We start from the raw sequence: 25,737 nt of genomic DNA on the forward strand, positions 1-25,737 counted from the left end.
TTGAAAACCGGTAAATTCACTCAAATTTCTATAGTATGTTACAAGGATTAAGAACCATAGTTTATTATGTTAGCGATTTAGATACCGCTAAAGAATGGTATAAAAAAGTATTTGAAATAGAACCTTATTTTAACGAACCTTATTACGTTGGTTACAATGTTGGAGGGTTTGAGTTGGGTTTAGACCCAGATGATTCTGGCTACAGTAAGGGTAATCAGTCTATAACGTATTGGGGCGTTCAAGATATTCAAGAAACGTTTGCTTGTTTGAAAGCACTTGATGTGGAGATCCACCAAGAACCTAACAATGTTGGTGGTCCTGTTTGGGTAGGCAGTATTTTCGATCCTTTTGGAAACGTGATCGGCTTAATAGAGAACCCTGCATTTTCGCTACCTCAATAATTTTTATTGTTTCTAAAGGTCGGCGCTTTGCCGACCGAAATTACTTACATTGAACCTAACTTCAAGCTTTGAGTTGAATTTGGGCTGTCGGTGTGTAGGTTACCGACCAACCGGATAAAACCTCATCCTTTTTCCCTCCAAATTGTTTAAGGCATTACGCATAAATTGCCTTTATTTGAAACACAGGCTTTATTTAACTAAACCCGGTTGCACGGAAATACTTTTTGTTGGCTGGAGGAAATGAATTGCCCCTAGCGTTTTTTATCCACTAGCGATGTGATTGCGGAATGCGATTGCAAAAAGATTGGAGTAAAGGCGGGGCTGAAGCAACCGATTTTTACAGGTTTTGCTTTCCAAATGAGAAATAAACAATGTTTTATCGATTTTAAACTGGGTTTGGAACGTTGCTCGGTAGCACAACAAGTAATTGGCACGAATAATCTCCTTAATATCTCTAATTCATTAAAAATTTTTGCTTTGTAACTATAAAGTTATTGCATAAATCGTAGCGTAAGTTCGCCACTATCATATATTTACGCTTTATAAATCACCCTAAATTGTTATGAAGAAAAAACTACTCACCATTTTAATGGCTGTTGCTGCTATTAACTTTGCCCAGGCGCAAGTTCGGCAAGGCGGAACAGTTTCAACCGACTCTACACGCAGAGCACCGGGCGCCGCTTTAGGTTCGGGAATAAGAGCTCAACCAAAACCTTACGATCAGGTGATTACCAACAAAGCCACCACCAGAAAAGGTATGATTACTACGCATAAAATCGAAGACAAGTTCTTCTTTGAAATTGCAGATACCACCCTTGGCAGGGATATTTTGGTGGTGAGCCGAATCTCTAAATCAGGAGCTGATGTTAGAGATGCACAAGGTTACGCTGGCGATCAAATTGGTAGTGCTGTTATTCGTTTTGAAAAGGGACCTAGTAACCGCATTTTTATGCGTAAAATAAGTTATAGAACTTATGGTCCTGATAGTACAACATCCATGTACCAATCTCTAAAAAATTCAAACATCCAAGCCATTGCAGCTTCATTTAATATTGCTGCTTACACGCCAGATAAAAAAGGTAGTGTTATTGATATTACTGATTATTTAAACAGCGATAACGATATTTTTTATTTCAGTTCGCCAATGGCTAAAACCCGTTTTAGATTGGGTGCACAGCTTGCAGATAGAAGTTATATCCAAAGTTTAAGAAGCTTTCCAACTAATGTAGAGATTAACACGGTTAAAACCTATGCACAAACTGCGGCTCCATCACCATTTGGTGCTGCTGCACCAAGTTTTGGCGGTGGGGGCGCGGCTACAGGCTCATCGACAATAGAATTGAATACATCTTTGGTTATTTTGCCAAAGGTACCTATGAAAGCACGTTATTTCGACCCTAGAGTAGGCTACTTTGCAGTTGGTTACACCGATTTTGATCTTAACCCTCAAGGTGTTAAAGAGATTGAATTGATTAAACGTTGGAGATTAGAACCAAAACCACAAGATTTAGCGAAATACAAACGTGGCGAATTGGTAGAACCAACCAAACCAATTGTGTTTTATATTGATCCGGCAACGCCGAAAAAATGGGTTCCATATTTAAAAGCTGGTGTGAATGATTGGGCAAAAGCTTTTGAAAAAGCAGGTTTTAAAAACGCAATTATGGCTAAAGAGGCACCAACCTATGCCCAAGATTCTACCTGGAGCATTGATGATGCACGTCACTCGGCAATTGTGTACAAACCATCAGAAATTGCCAATGCCAGCGGACCAAGTATCTCTGACCCACGCAGCGGCGAAATTATGGAAAGCCATATTAACTGGTTTCACAATGTGCAAAAATTGGTGCACGATTGGTATATGATTCAAACCGCAGCGGTTGATCCTAGAGCGAGAAAAATGACTTTTAGTGATGAGTTAATGGGCGATTTAATTCGTTTTGTTTCATCGCATGAGGTAGGGCATACTTTGGGCTTACGCCACAACTATGGTTCAAGCTCTACTGTTCCTGTAGAAAAATTACGCGACAAAAATTGGGTAGAAGCCAATGGTCATACGCCATCAATTATGGATTATGCTCGTTTTAACTATGTAGCACAGCCAGAAGATAACATCAGTTCTAAGGGATTATATCCACGCATTGGCGATTACGATAAATGGGCGATTGAATGGGGCTATAAATATTTCCCTGAAACGAAAACTCCTGGTGCTGAAGTTCCGGTGTTGAACAAAATGGTGATTGAGTCTGCAAAAAACCGCAGATTGTGGTTTGGTACAGAAACCAATCCAGATGATCCGCATTCGCAAAATGAAGATTTATCGGATAATGCAATGGTGGCCAGCACTTATGGCATCAAAAACTTAAAGGTAATTTTAAATAACCTTCCGGCTTGGACAAAAGAACCTGCTGATGGTTATGATAATTTATCCAACATGTATGGTCAACTCACCACACAATTTGGTCGTTACATGGGCCATGTTGCTAAAAATGTTGGTGGTGTGTACGAAAACCCTAAAACGGTAGAACAGGCTGGTGAGGTTTACGAACGTACTCCTGCAGCAACACAAAAAGAAGCGATGACCTTTTTGGATGTTCAACTTTTTAAAACGCCAATGTGGTTAATTAACAAGCCCATTTTAGATAATATCGATGCAGATGGTTTGGAAGTGGTAGGAAGACTACAAAATACCACACTGAGCAGGTTATTATCAAACAATACATTAACCAAACTAATCTCTGCCGAAGCGGCAGATGGAGCTTCAGCGTATAAAATAACTGATTTATTTAGCGATTTGAATGGTTCTATCTTTACCGAACTCAAATCGAATCAGGCGATAGATGTTTACAGAAGAAACCTTCAAAAAGCTTATGTAGATAAGTTAATCACTATACTTAAACCTACTCCGGCAACTGTAGCTAATGTGGTTTTAGGTGGTAGAGGTGGCGCAACTCTACAACCTGGTATTACAGCCGCTCAGAGCGATGTACTTTCTGTGGTCAAAGGACAGTTGAAGGAGCTTGATGGAATGATTAAAACCAGTGCAACTGCTGCTTCAGGTTTAAGTAAATACCATTTGCAAGATCTTTCTGATCGTATAGAAAATGCTTTAGATTCTAAAAAAGACTAAGCTTGGAAATGAATTTAACGTGAGTTTGGGTATCAAAATGATTTTTTGAAAAATGCTAAGACCTTAAAATAAATTCAGGATGATTACTTTTTTTAACCATCTTTCAAAATTCGTCTGGCATGTTGAGTTCATTTCAGCATCCTAATGGATATTGATTGCGCTTGGTCTTTCGCCCTTTGGCCTTTGGTCTTAACCCGAACTCACGATAATTTGAAAATAAGAGCGCCCCAAAAATCCGGGGCGCTTTTCTTTTGTACTGAGTAGGTCGAAAATTGCTGATTCAGCTCAAGCAAATTTGTGAGCTTATTCTTTCTTTAAGTGTTGTTGATTTTTTTGCGCACCGAATAACATAAATGCAAAGCCAACATACAATACCACAACCACTATGGTTAGGATAATGAGATCTAGATTTTCCATTTAGTTTTTGCTTTTAAGATTGAAATAAATTAATAAGCCAATCATGGTTGGTGGCCAAAGCCCAATAAAGATGGCTCTATCATGATCTTTAAGGACAATGTAGTAATACTCTGAGATGAAGATTATCGCGATGATCGCCGTGAGAATCGCAAATTCGATTTTTGAAAATTTGTTCATTTGGTTTGGAAAAAATGGGTGTAAAGAATGGACATCACAGGCCAAACGACTTGGCGTGAATTTGAATGTTCAGTTTTCTTTATGGAGAAAGCGAATGGATTTTCGGGCTCATAATACACCGAAAACTTAAAGATCAGGGCTTCGTTATGCCTGTGTTAAACGAAAAAAACGTAGTGTGAATGGTTACGCTGAAAAATAGGAGGAAGGATAAAATCCTATAGAAAAAAGAAAGGAGTTTTGGCTTGTATAGGTTTTGGTTATTGGCTTAAAGATAGTTTCTTTTGCTGATTTTGTTTGAACTGATTTGTCGCTGTCTGTCGCACTTAAAAGTTAAATCATTTTTGAGGTATAATTTGCCATGCTTAGTTGCTCTGCCTTGAACTCTTGCACGCCACCTTTTAAAGGATGTTTCTTTAATTTGGCCACGCATCAATTCGATAACTTGCTGTTCGCCAAGGCCAAATTGAAGTTTAATTGCATCAAACGGCGTTCGGTCTTCCCATGCCATTTCGATTACGCGATCGATTTCTAGTGTGCTTAAAGTTATTTTCGTTTTCATTATGCGTGCAGACTTTCTTCTATGAAATTTTTTAAATCGGATTTGCTAGATATGGTTTTTCTTTCGTAGTGGTCGAGATGAAAATCCTCAAGTTTTTGTAACAAATATTGTAGGGTAAATTTTTCAGCTAGGCTAAGCTTTCCGGTGATCATTTTGCCTACGTTGTTCATATCTTTAAATACATTGTAAAGGAGTTCTCGTCCATTTTCGGTTATCGCAATATGCTTACTTCTTTTGTCCTTGGTATCATCCCATTGTTTTACCAAGCCTGCCGAGATGAGCCTACGAATCACTTCTGTACCCGAAGTTTTTTCTTGTAGGTTGTGGTTAATGAGTTCGGTTTTAGAGAGTTGGTCGTGCGTCATTAGTATGGCAAGCGCTGTAAAATCCTCTGCGGTTAGCAAAGGTGTGTCTTCGAGGGCTTTTTTAATGTACAACTTGGCATAACGACTCATAAAAACGAAGAGTCTGCCAATATTGTTGTCCAATTGAAAGGCAATTTCTAGGGTCTTTTCGTCATTATTTCCAAATCTGACCTCGCTATTTGTGCCATTGGGTGCGCTGCTTGCTTTATTCAGTAAAAAACCAGTAAACTGCTGAAGCGATATTTCCTTTCCAGATTGTTCAACTTCGAGTTCTTCAACGAGGGTAATCAGTTGGTGGATGAGTGGATAAGATTTCATGTTATTAACTAATTTTCGTTTAAACCAAATTACTTTGCTGCATGGCCATGCTCTGTTTTTTAAAAGCCGAATAGGCTTCTCGATAGAGTATTCTTGGATCTGATTGAGGCTTAAAACTCTTTAAGAAATTTATACCTCTTATCATAGTAAGCTTATATTGAGGTAATTCTGGTGCATTTATGCCGAGCATATCTGCTACATCAGTTCCTAATAAATGTCTCATTAAACCGAGAATATCATTGTTGCTCACTTTTCTTCTGTTCAGGGTTAGAATATGCTCGATCAACGATTGAGTGAGTTCTTGTCCATGATTGGAAATGCGGAACTGTCTGGCTTTGATTGCCAAATCGAGATGGGTTGCCAATTTTCCATTTTCTGGTAAAAGATCTTCATCGCAACCTGTAAAATAACCAATCACTTTCCAAAGGTGCAGAAATGCAATCTGTTCTTTATTGCTGATGGTTATGCCTAATTTCCGAAGTCCACGCACAACAATTAGTGAAAAGGAAAGGTTTGTTCCAGCCATATCTTCTTGGTTGATTGGCAAACCCCATTCGTTTTTCCATTGGCCGCTTTTGAGGGTGTAAAAACGTACGGCTGCATGAATGATTCTGATTTTTAGAACTTCATTAAAGCCTTTTCCGCCCTTGGCGAAAGCATCGGGTGCCATTACATCCCAAACGAAAACGGCTGTATCATACAGACGTTTGGTGGTTTCTTTTCTAATTTTTTCTGACAGGTAAAGCACCATAGCCCCATCGGCAGCGGTATAACAATAAGGTAAAGACAGTAAGCCAAGCAAGCTCATGATGTTTTGTGCATGTTTGGCGAAAAAGCGGTTGCCATCTTTTATGAGTTCTGCATTGGCCCAATTTGGAAGTTGGGTGGCATTCGTAATGAAATCAAAACCAGGAAATAGGCGGTTTAAATCCTCAATTTCTGATTGTCCAGATAACCAGTTCTGGAGCTGAATTTTCGGTTCTTGGTTTGAGAATACATATTTTATAAACTCATCTGCCTGTGAATCTCCCGTTTGTCTCTTCGCATTTAAAAAATCGTCGCTGTAAATTGCCTTTGCTGTCATAGTTCCCCCATTTTTCGAATAATTGCCTCAGCGGCTACTCGTCCACTTTTCATTGCTGCATTAATCGAGCCGTTAAGCAAGTGATCGCCACAGATGTAACATCCGTCGCTTAAATTTATCGCCCCATCTTCCATGTCGTTCACCACTTGCTCATCACTTGGAAGGGCATAATTAATGTGATAGGTTTTGAGGTGCTTCCAATTCGGCGCATCTGGATACCACAATTTAAGTTCGGATAAAACCTGTTGTTGCAAGGTGGTTTGCTCTCTGTTTGAATAATCGCCAATAAGCGATAAGGATATCAGCGACTGGCCGTTTTTTGCATAGGCACTAGAAATTTTATCCATTACCGCAATGTTGTTAACCAGTTTCCCTGGTAGCGTGTTGAGTGCAATCAGCGCTTCGTTGAATGGACGATGCGCTGCTGTAAAATACATATTGGTTACCGAATGGAACTGATCGTGGTTTTTCTTGTAGGGGTGGGGCAGGTTCAATTGGTCAGTAGCAATCAGGATGAAATCGGCAGAAAAAGAACCACCATCCATTGTTTTGACGCTCATAGGTTCAATTGCAGTTACCTTTGTATTTAAGCGCAACTCACTTTCTGCTAAGCTGCTAGCCAACTGTAACGGAATCATACCCATACCCTTTGCTGGTAAAGCTGCATTCCCTTCGCTAAACATTTTAAACACAAATTCGAACATCCGGCTAGAAGTCATTAGCTTATCTTCCAAAAAAATGCCCGTAAAAAAAGGCAGAAAGAATTTATTGATGATTAGATTGGAAAAGCCTTGCTTTTTCAAGTAGGCAAGCGTTGTCATTTCTCGCTCTGCAAAAATATCTTCTATGGATTTGCTCACGAGTTTAAATTTCAGCCTGAGCATCCGCAGTTTATCCAAGAATGTACCCGCAGATGAAAAAAGTGTACCAATGAGCGCACTTGGTTGCCTTAATGGATCGCCGATTTGGCTCACCTTATGCTCTTCCAATATCAAGGCACCCGAATCGAATGATTTTAAATCTAGTGCATCGTAATCCAATAGTTTTTTGGTTTCTGGGTAAGCGGTTAACAGTACCTGAAAACCTCTATCCAACAGAAACCCATCAACTTCATCCGTTCTCACCCTTCCGCCTACACCGTCGGAAGCTTCGATTACCAAAACAGATTTTCCAGCCGTTTTCAGCACCTTAGCGGCAGTGAGTCCGGCAAGGCCAGCTCCAATTATAATTACATCTGCATCATTTTTCATTTTTGGTATTTTTGCTTCTTATTCTTTCAATACTGAATGAACACGATTTCTTGCGCGTTTGTTGTAATTGATATGTTAGCCTGTTTTTAATGCGCCCATGCCGCCATCAATTCCGATAATTTGGCCTGTCATCCAACTGCTATTTTCAGATAATAGAAAAGTAATCAATTGTCCAATATCGTCTGGCATGCCAATTTTACCTAGTGGATGTCTTTTTGCGGAGGCCTCCCTTTTCTCTGGGGTGTTTAATAATTGGCTTGCTAAGGGTGTATCTGTTAATGAAGGGGCCACCACGTTTACCCTAATGTTTTGAAAGGCAAGTTCGGCGGCAAGCGTAATAGCCATACCCTCTACTGCCCCTTTCGCAGCGGCAACACTGGCGTGATAGGGCATTCCAACTTTTGCAGCAACGGTACTAATCATTACAATAGAAGATCCGGCTGCATTTTTTAAAGGTCGCATGGCTTGCCTGATGATTCTTGCGGCTCCAAGAACATTTAAGTTAAAATCCATTAAAAAATCTTCATCGGTTAATCGGCCAAAGGGTTTTAAGTTTATGCTTCCTACAGAATATACCAAACCATGTATTTTTTCCGGTAAAAACATTTCGATGCCCTCTATATTTTCGGTTACATTGCCTTTAAGAAATTGCACATCTATTGGCCATTCTTCGGCAGCTGTTCTAGAAATTGCATAAATATTTACCTTTTCTTCATGCAACATTTTAATAACTGATAAACCTATTCCAGAACTCCCGCCAACAACAAGTATATTTTTTCCTGCAAGTTTCATTATCCAATATATTTTAAAAATTCATTTTTGGTTTCGGCACTTAAGAATTTGCCACTATATTCTGCTGTTACTGTTGAGCTTCCAGCATCTCTAATGCCTCTGCTCGATACGCAATGGTGGTGCGCATCTATAACCACAGCCACATCTTCGGTGTTGAGCACCTCTTTGAGCATTGCAGCAATTTGTATGGTAAGCCTTTCTTGTACTTGGGGTCTTTGCGCACAGTATTGTACAATTCTGTTCAATTTTGATAGGCCAATTACCTGACCACTGCTGATGTAGGCAACATGCGCTTTTCCTACAATCGGCACGAAATGATGCTCACAGTTACTAAACACCGAAATGTTACGCTCAACCAACATCTGATTATATTTGTAAGGGTTTTCAAATAGAGTAGGCGTAGGCATGTTTGCTGGGTTAAGTCCACTGAAAATTTCCTTTACATACATTTTAGCCACTCGCTTAGGGGTATCTTTCAAACTATCATCGTTCAAGTCAAGTCCGAGGATTTCCATTATGTGTCCAAAATGTTCCGCAATGCGCTCAATTTTTTTATCATCGTCCATTTTGTTTTTATCCGACTTCAGAGGTGTATCTAAGTTAGGCTTAACCGCCCGAAGCTCAGAAATACTCTGTTCCTCTATCGAATTCGTTTCTTGTAAGCTACTGTGATTTATCATTGATTAATTTGGGGTGTCGTTTATAAAAGTCAAATATAGTACATTATTGTATGTAATATTTACTAATGGTATATTGTGGTATTATTTTAAATCATTTTACATTATTCGGACTTAGACTTCGTTAGGGATGCAAGCGCGAAATGATGGGCATGATTTGAGTATTTTAATATAACTGATGAATCGCAAATCCCGCCCAGCGAACGGGTTACAGAATTATGCTTGGAGCGTATCAAAGGATTGTCCTTTCGACCGTAGTGGAGAAGTCTTTTAAAGATATTTTTTTGTTTTTTGTTTCAAAGATTCCTCCATTCCGCTGCGCTCCAGTCGGGATGACGGATTGCGCAGGGTGCGCTCCAGTTGGGGTGAAGGGTTACAGAATTGTCTTTTCGAGCGCATTCAGAGATCGTCATTTCCACCGTAGTGGAGAAATCTTTTAAAGATGTTTTTACTTATTTTAAAAGATCCCTCCATTCCGCTGCGCTCCAGTCGGGATGACGGATTGCAGAGGGTGCGCTCCAGTTGGGGTGAAGGGTTACAGAATTGTCCTTTCGAGCGCATTCAGGGATCGTCCTTTCGACCGTAGTGGAGAAATCTTTTAAGGAGGTTTTTACTTATTTTAAAAGATCCCTCCATTTCGCTGCGCTCCAGTCGGGATGACGGATTGCGCAGGGTGCGCTCCAGTTGGGGTGAAGGGTTATAGAATGTCCTTTCGAGCGCATTCAGGGATCGTCCTTTCGACCCTAGTAGAGAAGTCTTTTGCGGACGTTTTTTACTTATTTTAAAAAATCCCTCCATTCCGCTGCGCTACAGTCGGGATGACGGATTGCAGATGCTGCACTCCGGTTGAAATGATCGATGAAAATTGTTATTCCAAGTGAAATCTGCTAGAAAAAATTGCTTCTTTATTCGATAATGGGCAAATCAAAGTAAAACACAGAGCCTTTGTTTTCTTCGCTATTCATCTCAATTTTGGAATCATGAAACTTGAGTATTTCAGAAACTAGAAATAGTCCGATGCCAAAGCCCGAGGAATTTTTAGATTTTTCGCTTCGCACGCGATAGAATCTTTCGAAAAGTCTGGTGTGATCTCTTCTATCTATACCGAAGCCCCGATCTAAAACAGAAATGGTGGCACTTTCTTTTTTGATTTCACAATTAATTGTTATTTCGCTGCCAATGGGCGAATATTTTATCGCATTGCTCAACAGGTTTTCCATCACCTGGGCAATTTTTTTTCGATCGGCCATAACATATACCGGAATATGCGCTGCAACGGTTATTTGATGTGAAGGCGCTACCATTCGGGCATGCTGGGCGCTTTCTTGAAGGAGTAAATGAATATCAAATCTTTCCACTTTAATTTCAAACCGACCCTCTATCAATTGCGCATTGTTAAGGAAATTTTCGATTAAGATGGTCATTCGGTTTACTTGTCGCTCAACACGACTTAGTGCATTGGTTTTGAAATCGTCGCCATCTTTTCTGGCTTGATTGAGAATAAGCTGAACGTATGATTTAATGGTTGTGAGTGGTGTTTTGAGTTCGTGGCTGGCAATGGTTATAAAATCATTTTTTTGTTTCTCGGCCAATTTCTTTTCGGTAATGTCTCTGGCGATTTTCGAAATGCCGACAATTTTTCCGCTTTTATCTTTAACTGGAGAGATGGTTAAAGAGATGTCGATCTCCTTTTTGGTTTCAGATAATCTTCTCGTTTCGAAAGATTTAACACTTTCACCTCTTTTCAAACGGGCAAGGATTTGGTTTTCCTCCTCACGAAGTTCATTTGGAATGATGGTATAGATGGATTTTCCAATCATTTCGTCGGCTGAATAACCAAAAATTCGTTCGGCACTGCTGTTCCAGCTTTTAATATTTCCATCCAAATCCTTACTGATGATGGCATCGTATGACGATTCTATAATGGCAGATAGCATGGCTTCTCGTTCATCGGCAAATTTAATGCTGGTAATGTCGAAAACAGTTCCGATGAAACGCAGTGGTACATCCTCTTCGTTAAAGAAAACCTTCCCACTTGAGCGAACCCATTTGGTTGCACCATTCCCTGCACCAATTACACGATATTCTATGTCATAATTGCCATCCGACAAGCTTTTAACAAGCGTATAGTTTAGGATGTGGTTGTTTACCCGCTCCCGATCCATTGGATGTATTGCTGGCAGGAATGTGCCTTCGTAACTAACCGGGCTATCTAATGAAACATCAAAAAGCGTTCTACATCTTCTGTCCCAAATGATTTCGCCAGTGATTAGATTTTGATCAAAAGTACCAAGCATAGCCGCCTCAATTGCAAGTCTTGATGATTCTTCGGAGGCATTTAGATTTTGTTTAGCCAAAACCAGCTCAGTTACATCATTTGCAATGCAAAATACCCCCTCTGTTTTTCCAGCCGTATTTTTAAATGGTTGATATGAAAAGGTAAAATAAAAGCTTTGCAATATTCCATCAACAATGATATCTGCTCGGTAATTGGAGTAAGAAACGGCCTTTCCATTGTGTAATACCCCTAAAAGCAATTTTTTAAAAGGTTGATTTTCCAATTCAGGAACTGCCTGCTCAAAGGGCTTCCCAATAGCCTCCTGCGTTTTTCCCCATGCTTTAAGTGTGGCGCTATTGGCTACCGTAACAATAAGTTCTTCACCCATGCAAAGATAAATTGGGAAAGGAGAAAGTTCGATTATGGTTTTATAGGTGTAAAGGTTATCTACGTTTAAATGGCTATATTGCATTTTACTATTTGATTTGGGAAGAGCAGATACTAACAATTTATAAAAAACATTTATCAAAAAATTTAGTTCCTTCTTATAAAAATGATGCATTTCCTGCAAAAGTAAAAGTCAACTTTAGATTGTTTTGAAAACTGACAAAAATGTAACCAAAACTGACAAAACCACAACTTGCTAACAAGCAGGGTAAAACAATTTATAGTGCTGTGTGTTGCGTGCCTAACAAGTTCCAAATGGGGATTTTAAAACCAACAAATAATGAACAAAAAACAGGATAGTGCCGAATTAAAGGTCCCTGATTTCGATCTCGAATATTTTTTTGATCTTTCACCAGATTTGCTTTGCGTAGCTGGTTATGATGGCTATTTTAAAAAAATAAATCCTGCGGTATCCAAAACACTTGGCTATACGGATGAAGAACTTTTTGCATCACCCATAAACTCTTTTGTGCACCCCGACGATCAAGCGCTAACCGAAAAAAGAAGATCATCGATTAGAGAAGGTAGCTTGTTAAAAGAATTTGAAAATCGCTACATCACAAAGGCTGGGGCTATTGTTTGGTTATCTTGGACATCTATTCCCATTGTAAGAGACCAATTGGTTTTTGCAATTGCGAAAGATGTAACCTATAGAAAAAGATTAGAAGAATATGAGCGCGTTTCTGCGGTGCTTGCAAAACTTAACGAAGAACAACGAATTAGGTTTAACCCTAGCATATCATCAGGCAACGACCCAAAAATTGAATTACAAGCTCAAGATAAACCTCTAGTTGCGAGGGGAGTTTCTGCAGCAGACCAACTTTTTCTAAATCGGTTTGAATCGCTTGTTAAGGATCATGTAGGCAAAACCGAACTCAGCCTTAAAATGATTAGCGATGGGTTGGCGGTGAGTGAGCGGAACCTCTTCAGGCAGATTAATCGAATACTTGGCATAACCCCAAATAGGTTGGTTAGAATTATTCGGTTGCACCTGGCTTGGGAAGCAATTGGCAGCGGAAAATATCGTACAATCAAAGAAATTTCCAATATTGCAGGCTTTTCTTCTAGGGGGCATTTTAAAAAACTCTTTTTTGAGGTGTATGGACTTGATGTTTCAGAACTTCTTTAAAAAAAAAACTATTCATTAATAATCAAATTTTGGCGCCTTTTTTAGGCCAATTATATGGGAAAAAAAATAATGGTGATCGATGACGACGAGGATATTTTATCCATTTTGGAAATTATTCTTGGTGATGAGGGATATGAGTCAATTTTGTACAACACTGGCGCCAACGCAGATACCGTGGCACAGTTGAGTCCAGATTTAATTTTGTTGGATGTACGCATTGCTGGTTTTCCAAAAACAGGGGTAGAAATTTGTAGTGAATTCAAATCTGACCCCAAATTACTCGGCATTCCGATTCTATTGATTTCCGCCGAATACAATGTAAAATCGCTTGCTACCGCATGTGGTGCAGATGGCTTTGTCCAAAAACCATTCGATATTACTGGGCTGGTAAACCAGATAAAAGATTTTGTGTCTTAAAAAACAAAAATATGAACGAGCAATCTGAGATGCCAAATTCTTGGAATCGAATTAATTTAGGGTCGGAAAAATTAAAAATCTTTTTTTTGAAGCATCTTGATCGGATTTATGCAGCAAAACTTCATCTGGTGTCAAAATTACCTGCTCTAGCAAATGAGGCTGAATTCTCTGAACTTAAGAAAGCCATTCACGATACGGTTGATGAAGTAGAAAAGCAAATCGCTAGGATGCAACTCATTTATACACTATTGGATGCAGAGGTTTCAAAAGGCAGTATTTATGGGCTGTCGGGAATGATCGATGATGCTTTTGAAGCCATAAACGAACAGGTTGGAGAGCCAGAACTTCAAGATCTTTCGATTATCTTTTACTTGCAGAATATCGCCAGCGTAGAAATGTCGTCTTTTCAAATTCTTCAAATGGCTGCCATTAAACTGAAAGATAAGCAAGTAGCCCAATTGCTGAAAGAGAATTACGAAGAAGCCAAATCAGATCGCATCTTGTTTTTGCTCATTTCTTCCAAGTACATCATTAACTAGTCTTTCGGCCCTATTTTTTTAGGCTAAAGCGTAGATTTTCCCTATTTTTAGCCCTATGCCAAAAACCATTAATTTCGAAGTTTTTAAAAAATTCTTTAGGTCAGGCCAAGTAGGTGGTATCATTCTTTTAATCTGCGTAGCTACATCCTTAATTATTGCCAATACCACCTCGAAAGATAACTTTGAGGCGCTGCTCAGTACCAAACTAGGTTTTGGGGAACTTAACTACACCGTTTTATTATGGATTAATGATGCCCTGATGGCGATTTTCTTTTTACTGGTGGGTTTAGAAATTAAGCGTGAACTTGTTGAAGGGGAATTATCATCAATTAAAACTGCCGCGCTACCCGTTGTGGCTGCACTCGGTGGGATGGTTATTCCGGCATTCATTTATTTCATGTTTAACAAAGGCACTGAAACGGCTTCAGGGTGGGGTGTGCCAATGGCAACAGACATTGCCTTTGCATTAGCCATTATTGGTATGTTGGGAAAGCGGGTACCTACAGGTTTAAAAATATTTTTAGCTGCCCTAGCCATTGTTGATGATTTGGGCGCCATTTTGGTTATCGCCATATTTTACACCAACCAAATTCATTTTAATTATTTAGCAATGGCAGGTGGTGTTTTGGTTCTGCTTAGCCTAATGAACTATTTTGGGGTCAAAAATCTGATCTTTTACTTAATTCCGGGAGCTTTGCTATGGTACCTCATTCATCATTCTGGTATTCATGCAACTGTAGCAGGGGTACTTTTGGCATTTACCATACCTACTAATGAAAGCGACGTTTTATCTCCTTTAGAGAAATTGGAACATAGCCTAACCGTACCCGTAAACTATTTAATTATGCCTGTATTTGCATTGGCCAACACAAACATAACTTTTACCAAAGAGATGATTCAGGGTATAGTATCTCCCTTAGGTCTTGGCATTGTTGTAGGTTTATTTGTTGGCAAAACTACAGGTGTAACGTTTTTTTCGTGGTTGGCGGTAAAACTAAAATGGGCCGAGTTGCCTTCGGGCGTAAGCTGGAAACACGTTTTGGGCTTGGGTATGTTGGCAGGGATAGGGTTTACGATGTCCATTTTTATCGCTATGCTATCTTTCGGCGAAGCCATACATATTTTGGAGGCTAAATTTGCCATTTTGATTGCTTCGGTAATTTCAGGTTTGGCAGGCTTCTTTTATTTAAAAAGTCAAAAGGAATAGCTCAAATCACATTATTGCAGTCGAATTTAATTGCGCGTTTGAGGTTTCAATGCCTTTTTCGACTTGGTTTTTGATCACTTTTTCACACCACTACCCTAAAGGTAAGATTAAGCCTTGGCTTCATGGCTTTGGTAGATTTTGCAATTCGATGATCCCAATTGGATTGCAGGTTACCTTTCATCAATAATAGCGAGCCATGTTCTAGTTTAACTGAATATTTTTCGCTGTGATTCAATTTGTTGCGTATGTCGAAAGCGCGCACTTGCCCAAAGGTTACCGAAGCAATGGTGGGATGAGTGCCGAGCGCCTTTTCGTTATCGCTGTGCCAAGCTACAGAATCGCTTCCGTCTCGATAATAATTCAGCAGAACACTGTTGAACATTACACCCGCAATCGGTTCAACAATATTTTTAATGATGAGCAGTTCTGGTGTCCAGATATTTGGAGCAGATTTTCTTAGCGAAGAATAATCGTAAGTGTTTGCATCGGCATACCATGCAGAGAGTCGGGGAGTGATGACTTGCTTGTCGTACATGCTCACCACCTTCTGGGTCCAAGGGGTTTCGGCAATGAAACGCTCCATAAGTTGCGATCCTAATTCTTCATCAAACACATTTGGTAAATATTCCAATACTTCGGTTGGGAGCCCTGCGCTTTGCCCAGCATCCTTAAAAAAACTCAGTTGTTCCATCTTTTCATTTTATCTAAAATTTCTGCCACCATGGAAAGCTTCATTCGGTTCGGTGGTTCTTACTTGTGATCTTTTATTTTCGGCAGGGGGATAGGGTGGCGATTTTTCGTCGCTGCGGGAGAGGGTCAAAATTGGCAACTCCTCATCATCTGCCTTAGTGCTCATTCCTTTAAGTAGCTTGGTAAAATCAAAGCATTTGGAAACGATTACGTTCACCACCTCGCCTTCTTTCTGCACTTTACCCTCAACCATCAGTAACCTAGAATGCAAAATCTCTTTGCGATAGGTTTCAAAGAGCTTTTCAAACACCACAAGATTTGAAAAGCCTGTTTCATCTTCAATGGAAATAAAACAAACCCCGCCCGCGGTTCCTGGTCTTTGGCGTACAATAACGAGCCCCGCAACTTTTGCAGTTTTGCCGTTTTCGGTATCGCGGATTTCTTGTGAGGATTTCACATTAAAAAGCTGGAGTTTTTCACGCACCAAACTTACTGGATGCGCTTTAAGCGATAAGGCCGTGGATGCATAATCTTGAACCACATGTTCGCCCTTTGACATGAGGGGCAATTCAATCTGTTGCTCTTGATCTGATTCTGAAGGCTGACCTTCAAACAGTGCTATTGGTCTATCTTTGAGCGCGGAAACTTCCCATAAGGCCTGCCTTCTATCCAATCCCATCGAGCGAAAGGCATCTGCATCAGCCAATTTTTCTAAAGCCGCTAAGGATACACCTGCATCTAAAAGTGAATGCAAGTTGCGGTATCCAGTTCCTCTGCTCAATACCAAAGCTTCCATGTCGTCTTCACGAATGCCGTTAATTTGCCGAAACCCTAACCGCAGGGCACAATACTTTCCCGATTTTTCCTGCAAAATGTTATCCCAAAATGAAAGGTTTACATCAATCTCCCGAACCTCTACACCGTGGTTTCTGGCATCGATAACCAGTTGGGCAGGTTGATAAAAGCCCATGGGCATGGAGTTTAGGATGGCGCAGGCGAAAACATCAGGATAATAACACTTTAACCAACACGACACATAAACCAAGAGGGCAAAACTTGCTGCATGACTTTCTGGAAAACCATAACTACCAAATCCTTCTAGCTGCTTAAACACACGTCTTGCAAAATCTTCAGTATATCCTCTGGAGGTCATCCCTTCCACGAGCTTGGTTTCAAATTTAGTCACCATCCCGTGCATCTTAAAAGTCGCCATGCTTCTACGGAGTTCATCGGCTTCAGCTGGGGTAAATCCTGCCGCAACAATGGCAATCTTCATGGCCTGTTCCTGAAAAAGCGGTACGCCAAGGGTTTTTCCAAGAATTTCTTCCAGCTCTTTTGAGGGATATTCAACCAATTCCTCGCCATTTCTTCTCCTTAAATAGGGATGTACCATATCGCCTTGAATTGGCCCTGGGCGCACAATAGCCACTTCAATAACCAAATCATAAAAACATTTTGGGCGCAATCTTGGAAGCATCTGCTGCTGCGCACGGCTTTCAATCTGGAACACCCCAATGGTATCGGCTGCACTGATCATTTTATACACTTTCGGGTCATCTTCTTTATTAATCGAAGCGAGTGTGAGGTCAAGGTTGTAATGTTTTTTCGCCAGATCAAATCCTTTACGAATGCAAGTGAGCATGCCGAGGGCAAGTACATCAATTTTTAAAAAACCGAGCGCATCAATATCATCCTTGTTCCATTCAATATTGGTGCGATCTTCCATTCTGGCGTGGAAAATGGGGCAAAGGTCGGTAAGCTTCCCCCTGGTAATTACAAAGCCCCCAGTATGTTGCCCAAGTTGCCTGGGGAAACCCATCATTTGCCGCGTTAGGTCTAACACCTTAACCAAGAGCGGATCACGTGGGTTCAGTCCTTGCTCGGTTACCCGATTGTGCTCAAACCACTCATCGGTAAATTGCCAGATGGAAGCCGACAATCTATCTATGGTATCAGTTGATAGACCCATGGCTTTACCCACATCTCGAAGTGCTCCCTTTTGATGGAGCTGAGTTACTGTAGCCACAATGGCAGCCCGATCTCTTCCATATTTATTGTAGATGTACTGAATCACTTCTTCCCGACGCTCATGCTCAAAATCAACATCAATATCAGGAGGTTCATTTCGGGCAGAGGATATGAATCGCTCGAAAAGCAAATCAAACTTTGTCGGATCAACCGAGGTAATTCCAAGGCAGTAACAAATGGTGGAGTTTGCCGCAGAACCGCGACCCTGACAGAGAATTTTCTGTTCACGGGCAAATCTCACAATATCATAAACGGTTAGGAAGTAACTTGCATAGTTCATTTCCTTAACAAACTTCATTTCATGGTTGATGTTGTTGATGGCCTTTTCGGGGAGAGGAAGTCCAAACATTTCTTCTGCCCCCTTCCAGGTCAGAAATTCCAGTTCTTCCTGCGGTTCCCGATTGCCCGAAAGAATTTCCTCGGGGTACACATATTCCAGAGCATCTAAAGTAAATTGGCATTTCTCAGCAATAAGGAGGGTATTTTTAATTGCTTGTGGATAATTGCGGAAGAGGCGATGCATTTCCTCAATCGGTTTCAAGTGTCGTTCAGCATTCATCATTAACCTAAAGCCTGCCGTCTGGATGGTGCATTTCTCTCTCACACAAGTTAGAATGTCCTGCAATTCTCTTCTTTCCACATTGTGGTAATACACATCATTTGTGGCAACCAAGGGCACATTCAGCTTTTTGCTCAATTCATCTAATCTGAACAATCTCTTTTGGTCTTGCCCTTGATAGCTTCGGTTTGCGGCTAGGTATAATGAATGGCCTAAGTTTTCCTTAAATTCTTTTAGCGCTGTGGGAAAGTTGATTTCAAAATCAAAGCCTTTGCCTAAGGCATCTGGTGGGATGGCAATAAAAATAATATCTTTTTGATTGGCAAAAACATCGGCTTTATAGAGGAAGCATTTGCCTTTCTCTGCACGAAAATTGCCCTCACTAAGCATGGCAGATAATCTTCCATAGGCTTCCCGATTGGTGGGATAGGCGAGTAGGCTAGGTGCATCGAGCAAATCCAATCGGCATGCCGGTATAATTTCGATATTGTGTTTTCTTGCAGCTGAATGCGCACGCACAATCCCTGCCATGGTGTTTACGTCGGTAATGGCAATTTTTGGGTAGCCAAACGCAGCGGCCTGTTCAATAAGCTCCTCTGGATGAGAGGCACCCCTTAAAAAACTGAAGTTGGAAGTGACTTGTAGTTCGCAGTAGCCCATAATCTTTTCTAATATTTTTTACGCAAAAAATCCGTGCAGAAACCACGCAGAATGTTCCTGATCGTAATGCCCCGATCTAAATACCCAATATCGCCTACCTTTGTCGTCTTCTAAAACGTAATAATCTCGATGCTCTCCCGGTTCCATCCACCATTCGCGCTCTATACGTTCGGGGCCATCAGCTTTTTTTATCAAATGCAGCTCGCCTTTGTACCTAAAGTTCATGGGTGGGTAATCGGGTATGGGTGCGGTTACTTGTATGGTTGCAGGTTTATGGAGCATTTCCATTGGCCGAGGATTTGATTTTTGCCATTTGATTTCTGTTTTCTCCTCAAGTGATACCGCTGGGCGAAGGGAGCGTTCTGGCCAATAGTGAGCCTGTGGTACATACCGCCTAATGACCTCAGGGCCTACTTTTCCCGCAAGCCTGTCTAACAGCTGAGCCAAACTCTGGTCGGCAAGACCAGGTTTTCCGTTCCAGAGTTTTTCTTGGTTTACATGCACAGGTTCCGTTTTGGTGGCGGTCATTAAAAAAACTTCGATACCGAGATCTGGTTCTATCTGATCAATTTTGAGTCCGAAGAGCTTTGCCAGATGGGCGATTTGGTGCGTAGGCTGATTGGTGCCAATTTTAGTTTCCGTTACCCGACCATCCAAACGGTAGCCCTTAAGTTCGGCAGATCTAATCCCCAAGCCCTCTTTTGCAAGCCTTGCGCAAAGCGCTTCCAAAAGTTTTTCAATCGCAATTTCGATGGCAGGTCGGGTGCGGATGGGATCCAAACAAAACAGCCTTTCTTCATATGCTGCTTTAACGATAATTGGCGTTAAGCTTTCCGCTTCGGTTCCGAGCGCCTGACCAAGTCGGATTAGCAAATCCTGTCCAAATCTTCTGCGCAGCATGGAGGCTGGCAATTGAACAAATTTGCCGATTTTATCAAAACCGAGTTTATGCAGCCGTTGGATAATGTGCTGTTCAAGGCGTAGAGCCATTGGTGGCAAATTGAGCAATGCGTTGTATTGCTGGCCTTTTTCGATAATGGGAGATTTTTTGCCTAATCTAGCCACTGCCCAAGAGGTTCCAATGGTATCTGAAATGGCACCACGACAATGGTAGCCCGATTCTTTAAGTTTGGCCAATAACGTTTCTAAATACTTGGCTTCGCCACCTAAAAGATGAGAACAGCCACTTGAGTCTAAAATGATCCCATCAGGCAAATCAATAGAAACTATGGGCGAATAACGTATGGCCCACTTGGCAATTCTAACCAGTAATTTTTTATTGAAATCTGCTTTGTCATCAAAGGCCAATATATCTGGAACAAGTGCCTTAGCATCAGCCAATACGGTATTTGCAAATATGCCCTGCTTTTCTGCCGCTTTGGATGATGCAGTAACCATAATGCGGTTGCTTTGGGGCATGGTAAATACATATACCTTGTCTTTTAGTTCTGGTTTTTTTATGGCCAAATAATCTGCAAGAAGATTGCTGAAATATATACTTACATACCTGCTCATGCAATTAGCCCCCTTTCTACAATTTGGATGGGTTGTTGAGCTTTTGTGTTTGGGTTTTCAAATTGAGCAAATTTATCTTCCGCCCATTCGATGTAAAATTTGCCGCCTTCCCCATTTTTAACCTTAAGCAAGTTTACTTCCCAACGCGGGTTGCCTACACCAGGTATTCCATTCAGTATTTCAGTTGGTTGGGGTTTAATTTGCCATCTTGCGGTGCAGGCCGTTGCCGAACGACTGCGTTTTGGTTCTTTGCGGAGCAATATTCCGGTTACATGACTTTTCTCCGTAGCCAGCTGAAGTCTTCTACTTTGTGCAAAATCAATATCTGGTATTTCGGCAATTGCGCAGGCAAGGCCCTCGCATTTCAAGGCTTCCTCCATTACCCACAAAATATCTTTCGTATAGTATAGATCGAGGAAAATGATTTGTTGGGAATCTACTCCAAAAGCTTCAAGCGATGGTGGAAAAAGTTTTCTGTTTCTGCTGATCCATAGGCAGCTGCTCCCGTTTTCCATGAGTTTGGCGAGTAGCCCTGCAATGAAACCTTCACTGGCTGCGGCATCCTCGGGTTGTTCTGCTAAAAACTCGTGAATGGTGCCCGTAGGAAAAACACCATTAGGAAAACAGGCTTCGATTTCATCCAGCCCAAAGCCTTTTCCAGCGGAGATAGGAGCAGGTTTAAATCCCTGCGCTGCTGAAATCTGCGACCTAAGCCGAGTTAATATTTCCTGTTTTTCTACGTTCATCATTCCACTAATTCCCTTGATTTGCGTATGGATTAAGAAATATCAAAATTACCAAAATATTTAGTAATTACTAATAATGTTAGTAATTTTTCGGATTGATTTTTTCCCTTTTGAAAGTTGATTAGCAAATTTTGAGGATTAAAATCATCAAACTAAAGAAAACGTTGGTTAACTCATTCCATTTTGATTAAGATAAATCGCTTATAATCGCGCTTTCCGGCAATACCTTCAATAAAAAAAGCCAATCTCTATTGAGCCTTGAATTTCTACTGATGTGGTCAATAAATATTTATGAAACCTTTGGTTGAATATATTATTTTTGCGCAGATTTAAAGATCAGTGCCCTAACACCCCATCACTTTAGAGTGGGGGTTATATAATGATTCAGAATCTACTAAACTTCTCTAAGCATGGAAAAAACGCAATATTGGTTAGTCAAATCAGAACCTTTTAAATACAGTTGGGAAAAATTTAACGAAGATGGTCGTACTTTTTGGGATGGCGTTCGAAATTATCAAGCACGAAACAATCTTAAAGCCATGAAGGAAGGCGATTTGGTATTGTTTTACCACAGTAACGAAGGCAAAAATGTGGTTGGGATTGCAAAGGTGGTTCGCGAATTTTATCAAGATCCTACAACGGATGATGCAAATTGGGTGGTGGTTGATCTCGCTCCGGTTGAATCTTTAAAAAATCCAGTTTCTTTAGAGCAAATTAAAGCAGAGCCAAGCTTGGCCGATATTTCGTTGGTTCGCCAAGGGCGCTTATCGGTAATGCCTTTAAAAGCAGAAGAATTTGATAAAATTTTAGAAATGGGTAGCTAATCAGTACCCATTAAGTCAATAGATTTTTTTTGCTCTAAATACTCAAATGAAGGTTTAAACCATTACACCTTCTTTTTTTCTTTTGCTAAAAGCGATGCCTAAGGTCATCACAATGCTCGATCCCAATACCACTAAAAACAAAAAGGAAGGCCCTACTGCTGGAATTTTTAATGAAGCGGGTAAATTGTAATACAACAAAATACTAATTAAGCCCCTTGGAGCGATGTAAACAATAGGCGAAAGTCCGTCTTTTTTAAAGAACTTTAGGCAGAGGAGTCTGATGCCGTAAATAGAGGCTAAAATAAAGAAACCGTTGGCCAGTACAGGCTTATCATTCAATTCATAAATATTCATGGTGAAGCCAAATATGACAAAGAAAAAGGTTCTTAATATAAAGGCGCTTTCCGCAGAGAGCTGATAAAGCTGAGATAAATCTGCTGTTAAGTTTTTATACAGAAAAACACTTCTAAACCAAGCATTTTGTATGGTATCTGCATTATTTAAAAACAATCCAGTACTTAAAATAAGCACCAAAGAAGATAGGTGATAGGATTGACCGATGGCATAAACCAAAATCAAAATGGAAATAATTAAAAAGAATTTGATGTGATGCACCAGCTTGCCCATAATGTACAGCAATACGATACAGGCAATGGCCGAAAGCAAAACGATGAGAAAGGTGCTCAAGCCCAAAGTGATGAAAGATGAGGGTGAAATGGATGGGTTCGTTATGGCAAAATTGAAAATAATGATGCCCAGAATATCAGAAAATGAAGATTCATAAATTACAAATTCCTTATTGCTTTTGTTTAGGGCGGCAGCCGAAGGGATGGCTATTGCCGAACTGATTACACTGAAGGGTATGGCATTGGCAATACAGGTGTACAAATCTTTATGGCTGATTTGATAGATAATGATTGTAATTAGGGTTACCGTTCCCAATAAAATACTCAAGGCAGAAAAGAACGCACTTTTAATAATCTTGTTTTTCTGCTTATCATACTTTAATTCTAACGATCCTTCAAAAACAATTAAAATCAAACCTACCGTACCTAGGGTGGGTAAAATGGTTAAAAAATTAAAGGTGTGTATTTTTAAGTTATCGATTAATAAACGAAGACCGATACCCAACAAAAGTAAAAGCAAAACCGAGGGTACTTTGGTTTTACTAGCCACTAAATCAAACAGATAAGAAAAAATTACTAATCCGCTTAAAATGATAAGAATGGTATAAGTTGTCATATTTCAGCGTATTGTTCATCGCTAAAATAACACAATCCCATTAAGGTGCAGGAAAATTAATGTAAAAATTACGCTTTAAAGAAAAGTGCCTTCAGTTCATTTGCATCATCAGGATGCATTTTCCCACCCAACACCAAACGCAACTGTCTGCGTCTTAATGCACCATGAAACAGTTCTAATTCTTCAGGCGTTTCTGGAGTTAATTCGGGTACAGGAATGGTACGGGCACTTTGATCAACCGCAACAAAAGTATAATAGGCTTCGTTACTTTTTTGACGGGCACCACTCGGAATGTTTTCGGCCCACACATCAAGGCGAACTTCTACAGAAGTGTTAAAAGCCCGTGTAACTTTAGCTTCAATGGTAATTACATCACCAAGTTTGATGGGGTGCTTAAAAGAAACATTATCTACGGAAGCCGTTACCACAATACGATTGCAATGTTTTTGAGCAGAAATTGCGGCGGCAATATCCATCCAGTGCAATAAACGTCCACCCATTAAATTGTTTAGGGTGTTGGTGTCGTTAGGCAACACCAATTCGTTCATTATTGTTAAACTTTCTCTAGCAAATTTCTTTTTAAGACTCATAATCGAGCGCAAAAGTAATTAAAATGTGGCTTAAAATGGCATAACGGCGTGTTAAGTTTTGCTAAATGTTAAAAGGAATATCGAATGAGTTAAACGCAAAAAATGTCTGATAAAAAATTAAGGTTTGACAACGCCATCCAAAAAAAAGATGTCGGAATGTCAAACCTTAAAAACTAGACTTTAAAAGCCAATTATAAAATATAATAAGACCCAACTGCGGCCAATTCCGTTTGAGGTTTATCTTCGTATAACTTGTTGTCATCCAGCATCTGGCAAAGATCACACTCTATCGTTCTACAAATGGTTGTTGTTGGTGTATCCGTTGGTTTATTCTCGAATGGATCTTGAAGATGAACAGCCATTTTCTCTACCAATAAGAAGAAGGTAGCCAGCGCCACAACCAAAGGAACTTCCATATATCCGAAATACTCTATTAAACCAAAAGGCAATAAAACAATAAATAAATGGATAGACATGTTAATATACTTACTGTAAGTAACCGGAAAAATGGTGTTTTTTATCCGTTGAGATGCACCCATGTGGTTACACAAAGCCGTTAAGGTTTTATCAATTTCTATCTGTTGATATTGATTGATCCAACCCTCGTTTAAAGCTTTTCTTAAATCCATTGCGTGTAGCTCCAAAATAGAAAGTGTAACATTGCGATGTCTTTTAATAAAGATCATATCATCCTCACTCATGTATCTTTCCAATCCTTTGTACGGACTAAAACCTCTTAGCGACTGACTCAAAGCATAACACCAGGCAATTTGACGCTTTACAAACTTGGCTTTGAAGCGCTCAATTTCATCAGATCCATAGGTATTTTCTACCAGGTACAATATCTGGCGGGAGAGGGTTCTTGAATCATTAACTATGGAACCCCAGATAATTCTTGCCTCCCACCATCTATCGTATGCCTGGTTAGATCGAAATGCCAATAAAAGCGATATAACTGTTCCCAATAAAGCCGGTACTGCCACGGGAATTGATATTCTGGTTACATGAAAATTTTGGTACAACACTACAATACCAATGGAATAGGCAATAACAAAGAGCAATTCTTTCTTGATTTTGCCAAAAATATAAGTGAGCGGAATATTATTACGTAACAGCATGATATAAAAAGGTTTTCGGGTGCAATTAACTATTTACTTCTTGGAATTGGTTTTCCTGAATTTTGGTCTCAATTAAATTTTCAGGTGTGTGTACGTTACTGGTATCTATTTGAATCGACTCACAACCGGCACGTTCCGTTAAAAACTTCGGATCGATACTGAATTTGTTAATCGGACTGAAGTTGTAGTTTTTTGGATAGGCAATACAGTCCACCTCAAACGTATCTAGAAAGTTTTTAAAGGCAGAAACCGTACTTCCATAAAAGTATTCTATCCCAATTTTATTGAGGTGTTGCGCATAATGTGCCTTTTTTTCGTTTAAGCTTTGATAAAAGGCGTCACTTACGTTTTCGTAGTCTCTGCTGCGTCTGCTCAGCATCAACATATCTGTTATCGAATCTGATAATTTGAATGCATGAACGAAAATAAGCGTTAAAGTTTCGTTAGGTTGATTTTGAACCAATGCATCAATAATTTTTGTGCTTTCAAGGTTAAAGTCGGTTGGAATTAATATCGTTTTCATAGGTGCTTCTCGTTTAAATATTTAATTAGATAAATGATTTATACAAGTTTAGCCC

Annotated in this window: 22 protein-coding genes; 7 read left to right on the top strand and 15 right to left on the bottom strand. The window is 40.0% G+C overall.

What is annotated here, in order from left to right; genetic code table 11:
* Nucleotides 1-35 precede the first annotated feature (35 nt).
* Together DHW03_RS00110 and DHW03_RS00120 are read left to right on the top strand one after the other, a co-directional pair.
* On the top strand, nucleotides 36-401 hold the full coding sequence (locus DHW03_RS00110) for a VOC family protein (RefSeq protein WP_109923746.1): 366 nt from the start codon (nucleotides 36-38) through the stop codon (nucleotides 399-401).
* 562 nt (nucleotides 402-963) lie between these two features.
* Nucleotides 964-3,531: a zinc-dependent metalloprotease gene (locus DHW03_RS00120; protein ID WP_109923748.1), complete on the top strand. Its 2,568-nt coding sequence runs from the start codon at nucleotides 964-966 to the stop codon at nucleotides 3,529-3,531.
* Nucleotides 3,532-4,390: 859 nt separating this feature from the next.
* On the opposite strand, the gene DHW03_RS00125 is transcribed toward DHW03_RS00120, so the two are convergent.
* From DHW03_RS00125 to DHW03_RS00155, 7 genes are all read right to left on the bottom strand, one after another.
* Nucleotides 4,391-4,684: a TIGR03643 family protein gene (locus DHW03_RS00125; RefSeq protein ID WP_109923749.1), complete on the bottom strand. Its 294-nt coding sequence runs from the start codon at nucleotides 4,682-4,684 to the stop codon at nucleotides 4,391-4,393.
* On the bottom strand, nucleotides 4,684-5,367 hold the full coding sequence (locus DHW03_RS00130) for a MarR family winged helix-turn-helix transcriptional regulator (RefSeq protein ID WP_109923750.1): 684 nt from the start codon (nucleotides 5,365-5,367) through the stop codon (nucleotides 4,684-4,686). The genes DHW03_RS00125 and DHW03_RS00130 overlap by 1 nt, the downstream gene beginning before the upstream one ends.
* Nucleotides 5,368-5,386: 19 nt before the next feature.
* Nucleotides 5,387-6,451 (bottom strand): oxygenase MpaB family protein, encoded by a 1,065-nt coding sequence (locus DHW03_RS00135; RefSeq protein ID WP_109923751.1) that lies wholly within the window; start codon nucleotides 6,449-6,451, stop codon nucleotides 5,387-5,389.
* Complete coding sequence (locus DHW03_RS00140) at nucleotides 6,448-7,701, bottom strand: NAD(P)/FAD-dependent oxidoreductase (protein WP_109923752.1); 1,254 nt, start codon at nucleotides 7,699-7,701, stop codon at nucleotides 6,448-6,450. Before DHW03_RS00140 ends, DHW03_RS00135 begins: the two co-directional genes overlap by 4 nt.
* A 75-nt stretch (nucleotides 7,702-7,776) precedes the next feature.
* Nucleotides 7,777-8,493, bottom strand: a complete 717-nt coding sequence (locus DHW03_RS00145; RefSeq protein WP_109923753.1) for an SDR family NAD(P)-dependent oxidoreductase — start codon at nucleotides 8,491-8,493, stop codon at nucleotides 7,777-7,779.
* Nucleotides 8,493-9,173 carry a GTP cyclohydrolase I FolE gene (gene folE, locus DHW03_RS00150; RefSeq protein ID WP_109923754.1) on the bottom strand — a complete coding sequence of 227 codons (681 nt, stop codon included), beginning with the start codon at nucleotides 9,171-9,173 and terminating at the stop codon, nucleotides 8,493-8,495. The genes DHW03_RS00145 and folE overlap by 1 nt, the downstream gene beginning before the upstream one ends.
* A gap of 902 nt (nucleotides 9,174-10,075) precedes the next feature.
* A complete protein-coding gene (locus DHW03_RS00155; protein WP_165825334.1) occupies nucleotides 10,076-11,920 on the bottom strand; it encodes a PAS domain-containing sensor histidine kinase in 1,845 nt (614 codons plus the stop codon).
* Nucleotides 11,921-12,175: 255 nt separating this feature from the next.
* Between DHW03_RS00155 and DHW03_RS00160 the strand changes: the two genes are divergently transcribed.
* From DHW03_RS00160 to nhaA, 4 genes are read left to right on the top strand one after another with little or no spacing between them, the layout of a single operon-like run.
* Nucleotides 12,176-13,024 (top strand): PAS domain S-box protein, encoded by an 849-nt coding sequence (locus DHW03_RS00160; protein ID WP_109923756.1) that lies wholly within the window; start codon nucleotides 12,176-12,178, stop codon nucleotides 13,022-13,024.
* 54 nt (nucleotides 13,025-13,078) lie between these two features.
* A complete protein-coding gene (locus tag DHW03_RS00165; RefSeq protein ID WP_109923757.1) occupies nucleotides 13,079-13,441 on the top strand; it encodes a response regulator in 363 nt (120 codons plus the stop codon).
* Between the two features lie 11 nt (nucleotides 13,442-13,452).
* On the top strand, nucleotides 13,453-13,980 hold the full coding sequence (locus DHW03_RS00170) for a DUF892 family protein (protein ID WP_109923758.1): 528 nt from the start codon (nucleotides 13,453-13,455) through the stop codon (nucleotides 13,978-13,980).
* Between the two features lie 55 nt (nucleotides 13,981-14,035).
* The gene (gene nhaA / locus DHW03_RS00175) at nucleotides 14,036-15,187 is read left to right on the top strand and encodes a Na+/H+ antiporter NhaA (protein ID WP_109923759.1); all 1,152 of its coding nucleotides are present in this window, start codon (nucleotides 14,036-14,038) and stop codon (nucleotides 15,185-15,187) included.
* Nucleotides 15,188-15,269: 82 nt separating this feature from the next.
* On the opposite strand, the gene DHW03_RS00180 is transcribed toward nhaA, so the two are convergent.
* Genes DHW03_RS00180 through DHW03_RS00195 form a run of 4 tightly spaced genes read right to left on the bottom strand, consistent with a single transcriptional unit; the run spans nucleotide 15,270 to nucleotide 21,388 of the window.
* Nucleotides 15,270-15,878, bottom strand: coding sequence for an alpha-ketoglutarate-dependent dioxygenase AlkB family protein (locus tag DHW03_RS00180; protein WP_109923760.1), 609 nt, complete (start codon nucleotides 15,876-15,878; stop codon nucleotides 15,270-15,272).
* A 9-nt stretch (nucleotides 15,879-15,887) separates the two neighbouring features.
* Nucleotides 15,888-19,124: an error-prone DNA polymerase gene (locus DHW03_RS00185; protein ID WP_109923761.1), complete on the bottom strand. Its 3,237-nt coding sequence runs from the start codon at nucleotides 19,122-19,124 to the stop codon at nucleotides 15,888-15,890.
* An 18-nt stretch (nucleotides 19,125-19,142) separates the two neighbouring features.
* Entirely contained in the window at nucleotides 19,143-20,639 is a 1,497-nt protein-coding gene (locus DHW03_RS00190; RefSeq protein ID WP_109923762.1) for a Y-family DNA polymerase, read from the bottom strand.
* Nucleotides 20,636-21,388 (bottom strand): ImuA family protein, encoded by a 753-nt coding sequence (locus DHW03_RS00195; protein WP_205940948.1) that lies wholly within the window; start codon nucleotides 21,386-21,388, stop codon nucleotides 20,636-20,638. Before DHW03_RS00195 ends, DHW03_RS00190 begins: the two co-directional genes overlap by 4 nt.
* Before the next feature lie 407 nt (nucleotides 21,389-21,795).
* Between DHW03_RS00195 and DHW03_RS00200 the strand changes: the two genes are divergently transcribed.
* Nucleotides 21,796-22,209 carry an EVE domain-containing protein gene (locus DHW03_RS00200; protein ID WP_109923763.1) on the top strand — a complete coding sequence of 138 codons (414 nt, stop codon included), beginning with the start codon at nucleotides 21,796-21,798 and terminating at the stop codon, nucleotides 22,207-22,209.
* Nucleotides 22,210-22,263: 54 nt separating this feature from the next.
* Here DHW03_RS00200 and DHW03_RS00205 read toward each other — a convergent pair whose 3' ends face one another.
* The 4 genes from DHW03_RS00205 to DHW03_RS00220 all read right to left on the bottom strand — a co-directional run bounded on the left by DHW03_RS00205 (nucleotide 22,264) and on the right by DHW03_RS00220 (nucleotide 25,682).
* Nucleotides 22,264-23,451, bottom strand: coding sequence for a cation:proton antiporter (locus DHW03_RS00205; protein ID WP_109923764.1), 1,188 nt, complete (start codon nucleotides 23,449-23,451; stop codon nucleotides 22,264-22,266).
* 68 nt (nucleotides 23,452-23,519) lie between these two features.
* On the bottom strand, nucleotides 23,520-24,041 hold the full coding sequence (locus DHW03_RS00210) for an acyl-CoA thioesterase (RefSeq protein WP_109923765.1): 522 nt from the start codon (nucleotides 24,039-24,041) through the stop codon (nucleotides 23,520-23,522).
* Between the two features lie 191 nt (nucleotides 24,042-24,232).
* Entirely contained in the window at nucleotides 24,233-25,159 is a 927-nt protein-coding gene (locus tag DHW03_RS00215; protein ID WP_109923766.1) for a bestrophin family protein, read from the bottom strand.
* A gap of 25 nt (nucleotides 25,160-25,184) precedes the next feature.
* Nucleotides 25,185-25,682, bottom strand: coding sequence for a hypothetical protein (locus DHW03_RS00220; RefSeq protein ID WP_109923767.1), 498 nt, complete (start codon nucleotides 25,680-25,682; stop codon nucleotides 25,185-25,187).
* Nucleotides 25,683-25,737: the final 55 nt, after the last annotated feature.

The sequence above is a fragment of the Pedobacter yonginensis genome, from assembly GCF_003173595.1.
Classification (GTDB): Bacteria; Bacteroidota; Bacteroidia; order Sphingobacteriales; family Sphingobacteriaceae; genus Pedobacter; species Pedobacter yonginense.

What these genes read in the sequence shown, in the direction of transcription:
- DHW03_RS00110 (WP_109923746.1), top strand. Translation starts at nt 36, where the DNA reads ATGTTACAAGGATTAAGAACCATAGTTTATTATGTTAGCGATTTAGAT.
- DHW03_RS00120 (WP_109923748.1), top strand. Translation starts at nt 964, where the DNA reads ATGAAGAAAAAACTACTCACCATTTTAATGGCTGTTGCTGCTATTAAC.
- DHW03_RS00125 (WP_109923749.1), bottom strand. Translation starts at nt 4,684, where the DNA reads ATGAAAACGAAAATAACTTTAAGCACACTAGAAATCGATCGCGTAATC.
- DHW03_RS00130 (WP_109923750.1), bottom strand. Translation starts at nt 5,367, where the DNA reads ATGAAATCTTATCCACTCATCCACCAACTGATTACCCTCGTTGAAGAA.
- DHW03_RS00135 (WP_109923751.1), bottom strand. Translation starts at nt 6,451, where the DNA reads ATGACAGCAAAGGCAATTTACAGCGACGATTTTTTAAATGCGAAGAGA.
- DHW03_RS00140 (WP_109923752.1), bottom strand. Translation starts at nt 7,701, where the DNA reads ATGAAAAATGATGCAGATGTAATTATAATTGGAGCTGGCCTTGCCGGA.
- DHW03_RS00145 (WP_109923753.1), bottom strand. Translation starts at nt 8,493, where the DNA reads ATGAAACTTGCAGGAAAAAATATACTTGTTGTTGGCGGGAGTTCTGGA.
- folE (WP_109923754.1), bottom strand. Translation starts at nt 9,173, where the DNA reads ATGATAAATCACAGTAGCTTACAAGAAACGAATTCGATAGAGGAACAG.
- DHW03_RS00155 (WP_165825334.1), bottom strand. Translation starts at nt 11,920, where the DNA reads ATGCAATATAGCCATTTAAACGTAGATAACCTTTACACCTATAAAACC.
- DHW03_RS00160 (WP_109923756.1), top strand. Translation starts at nt 12,176, where the DNA reads ATGAACAAAAAACAGGATAGTGCCGAATTAAAGGTCCCTGATTTCGAT.
- DHW03_RS00165 (WP_109923757.1), top strand. Translation starts at nt 13,079, where the DNA reads ATGGGAAAAAAAATAATGGTGATCGATGACGACGAGGATATTTTATCC.
- DHW03_RS00170 (WP_109923758.1), top strand. Translation starts at nt 13,453, where the DNA reads ATGAACGAGCAATCTGAGATGCCAAATTCTTGGAATCGAATTAATTTA.
- nhaA (WP_109923759.1), top strand. Translation starts at nt 14,036, where the DNA reads ATGCCAAAAACCATTAATTTCGAAGTTTTTAAAAAATTCTTTAGGTCA.
- DHW03_RS00180 (WP_109923760.1), bottom strand. Translation starts at nt 15,878, where the DNA reads ATGGAACAACTGAGTTTTTTTAAGGATGCTGGGCAAAGCGCAGGGCTC.
- DHW03_RS00185 (WP_109923761.1), bottom strand. Translation starts at nt 19,124, where the DNA reads ATGGGCTACTGCGAACTACAAGTCACTTCCAACTTCAGTTTTTTAAGG.
- DHW03_RS00190 (WP_109923762.1), bottom strand. Translation starts at nt 20,639, where the DNA reads ATGAGCAGGTATGTAAGTATATATTTCAGCAATCTTCTTGCAGATTAT.
- DHW03_RS00195 (WP_205940948.1), bottom strand. Translation starts at nt 21,388, where the DNA reads ATGATGAACGTAGAAAAACAGGAAATATTAACTCGGCTTAGGTCGCAG.
- DHW03_RS00200 (WP_109923763.1), top strand. Translation starts at nt 21,796, where the DNA reads ATGGAAAAAACGCAATATTGGTTAGTCAAATCAGAACCTTTTAAATAC.
- DHW03_RS00205 (WP_109923764.1), bottom strand. Translation starts at nt 23,451, where the DNA reads ATGACAACTTATACCATTCTTATCATTTTAAGCGGATTAGTAATTTTT.
- DHW03_RS00210 (WP_109923765.1), bottom strand. Translation starts at nt 24,041, where the DNA reads ATGAGTCTTAAAAAGAAATTTGCTAGAGAAAGTTTAACAATAATGAAC.
- DHW03_RS00215 (WP_109923766.1), bottom strand. Translation starts at nt 25,159, where the DNA reads ATGCTGTTACGTAATAATATTCCGCTCACTTATATTTTTGGCAAAATC.
- DHW03_RS00220 (WP_109923767.1), bottom strand. Translation starts at nt 25,682, where the DNA reads ATGAAAACGATATTAATTCCAACCGACTTTAACCTTGAAAGCACAAAA.